The organism is Allobosea eneae, from assembly GCF_042657265.1.
In the GTDB taxonomy this organism is placed as follows: domain Bacteria; phylum Pseudomonadota; class Alphaproteobacteria; order Rhizobiales; family Beijerinckiaceae; genus Allobosea; species Allobosea eneae.
The window spans coordinates 1-2,464 of sequence record NZ_JBHSLW010000065.1 but is presented as its reverse complement, the minus strand read 5'-3'; the positions used below and the strand labels follow the sequence as shown (position 1 = coordinate 2,464).

The 2,464-nt window shown below is 67.0% G+C and carries 3 protein-coding genes; all 3 read right to left on the bottom strand.

The features are described from left to right. Positions 1 to 13 precede the first annotated feature (13 nt). From tnpC to tnpA, 3 genes are read right to left on the bottom strand one after another with little or no spacing between them, the layout of a single operon-like run. The gene (gene tnpC / locus ACFPOB_RS26870) at positions 14 to 1,543 is read right to left on the bottom strand and encodes an IS66 family transposase (RefSeq protein ID WP_068182185.1); all 1,530 of its coding nucleotides are present in this window, start codon (positions 1,541 to 1,543) and stop codon (positions 14 to 16) included. Between the two features lie 48 nt (positions 1,544 to 1,591). Then, a complete protein-coding gene (gene tnpB / locus ACFPOB_RS26865; protein WP_067254789.1) occupies positions 1,592 to 1,948 on the bottom strand; it encodes an IS66 family insertion sequence element accessory protein TnpB in 357 nt (118 codons plus the stop codon). After that, positions 1,945 to 2,388: an IS66-like element accessory protein TnpA gene (gene tnpA / locus ACFPOB_RS31130; RefSeq protein WP_082736436.1), complete on the bottom strand. Its 444-nt coding sequence runs from the start codon at positions 2,386 to 2,388 to the stop codon at positions 1,945 to 1,947. Before tnpA ends, tnpB begins: the two co-directional genes overlap by 4 nt. Positions 2,389 to 2,464: the final 76 nt, after the last annotated feature.

Here is a 2,464-nt window from a genome sequence, read left to right as displayed (position 1 = left end):
GTAAGCGGTGTTCTCAGGCCACGGCCTTGAGCGGCTGAGGCGCATAGGCCCATGGCAGCAGATCGTCGATCTGGCTCTGCGGATGGCCGTCGACGATGCGGGCGATGACGTCGACGAGGTAGGCCTGTGGGTCGACGCCGTTGAGCTTGCAGGTTTCGATGAGCGAGGCGACGACGGCCCAGTGCTCGGCGCCGCCGTCTGATCCGGCAAAGAGTGCATTTTTGCGATTGAGGGCGATCGGCCGGATGGCGCGTTCGACCACGTTGGAGTCGATCTCGACGCGGCCGTCGTCGAGGAAGCGACTGAGACCCGCCCATCGCGAGAGGGCGTAGCGTATGGCATCGGCAAGCTTGCTCTTCTGACTGACGAGGAGAAGCTTGGCGTGCAGCCACGGCTCCAGCGCTTCGACGATGGGGCGGCTTCGAGCCTGACGGACGTCGCGCCGCTCCTCGGCGAAGCGTCCGCGGATATCGCTCTCGATGCGGTAGAGTTCGGTGATGCGCAGCAGCGCTTCCGAAGCGATGGGCGCGGGCCCGCCCTGCGCGAGATCGTAGAACTTCCGCCGGACGTGAGACCAGCAGAATGCCAAGCTCACGGCATTCTTCCCGGCCAGCGTGTTGTAGCCGGCATAGCCGTCCACCTGGAGCACGCCGGTGAAGCCTTGAAGATGCCGGATCGGCTGCTCGGCCTTGCGGTTGGGAGCGTAGAGATAGGTCACGCCCGGCGGATCGGCGCCGCCCCAGGGCCGTTCGTCGCGGGCATAGGCGAAGAACTGGCCGGTCTTGGTCCGGCCGCGTCCGGGATCGAGCACCGGCGCCGTGGTCTCGTCGGCGAAGAGCTTGGTCGACGCCTTCAGTCGCTCGAACAGGCGCTCATGGACCGGGCGTAGGAGGAAGGCCGCCTTACCGACCCAGTCAGCCAGGGTCGAGCGGTCCAGGTTCACGCCCTGCCGGGCATAGATCTGGGCCTGCCGGTACAGCGGAAGGTGGTCGGCGTACTTGGAGACGAGAACGTAGGCGACGGTCGCCTCGGTCGGGATGCCGCCCTCGACGAGCCGGGCGGGTGCCGGCGCCTGCACCACGACCTCCTCGCAGGCCCGGCAGGCGTATTTCGGCCGGCGCGTTACGATCACGCGGAACTGGGCAGGGACGATGTCGAGACGCTCGGAGACGTCCTCGCCCATCGCATGTAGCTCGCCCCGGCAGCACGGGCAGGTCTTGTCCTGGACGTCGATGATCTGCTCGACCCGCGGGAGGTGCGCCGGCAGCGATCCACGGTTGGCGCGACGCTTCCTGGCCCGGTCGGCATGCTTGGCGGGATCAGCCGCTTCCTCGCCGGCGAGGCCCTCGGCCTCGATCTGCTCGGCCTCCTCGAGCCCGAGCAGCAGCTGATCGATAGGCAGGCTCTCGGCTCGGCGCCCGAAGCGATGGCGTTGGAGTTCCTTGATGATCTGACGCAGCCGCTCGTTCTCGGCGCGCTCCTCCGCGAGCATCGCCCGAAGCGCGATCGGATCGTTGGTCAGTGGGTTGGCCGCGTTGCTCACGAAGCCGATTCAATCATGGATTACAGTGGCTTGCCAGAGAAAAGGCGATCAACTTGCCGCGACGGGGACCCGTGTCTCGCGCCGCTCATGCACGCGCCGCCAGTCGAGGCCTTCGAGCAACGCCTGAAGCTGCGCCGCTGTCAGCCGCACGACGCCGTCGGCGATCGCGGGCCACTGGAACTTGCCATCTTCCAGCCTCTTCGAGAACAGGCAGACGCCCGTCCCATCGAAGTAGACTAGCTTGATCCGGTCGGCGCGCCGCGCCCGGAACACGTACACCGCGCCCGAGAACGGATCGGCGCCCATGCTCTCGCGCACCAGCGCGGCCAGGCCCTCCGCGCCCTTGCGGAAGTCGACCGGCTTTGTCGCGATCATGACGCGGACCGCGCCGGTCGGGCCGATCACAAGCCGCCCTTCAACGCGCCGATCACGGCAGCGATCGTCTTCGGGCTCGCACCGGTTCCGACACGCACCACGACGCCGTCAATCTCGATCTCGATCCCACCGCTCGGCCTGGCGACAATGCGACGACGACGCGGGGCCGGCTGCCTCACGGTCTCGGGTTCCGAACGAGCTGCATCGACCACCGCAGGCACGAACGTCGGCAATGATGCCGGCTCCGGTGCTCTCCGCAAAAGACGCCGCCAGCCGAAAAGCTGCTGCGGAGACAAGGCATGGCGGCGCGCAATCTCGCTCACCGTCGCGCCCGGCTCGTAGCTCTCCGCCACGATCCTTGCCTTGTCGTCGTCCGACCAATCTCGTCGGCGCCCGGTCCCGGTAAAGACCTCGAACCGGCGAACCGGCTCGGCGTCGCTGGATTTAAGCGTAAGCTCTGAAATCGTCATGTGTCGAAGCCCTCAGGGGCTTCAAACATCGGCGCTCAGACCGCGCCCGCAAAGGTGCCAACGGGACAGCGCTTAC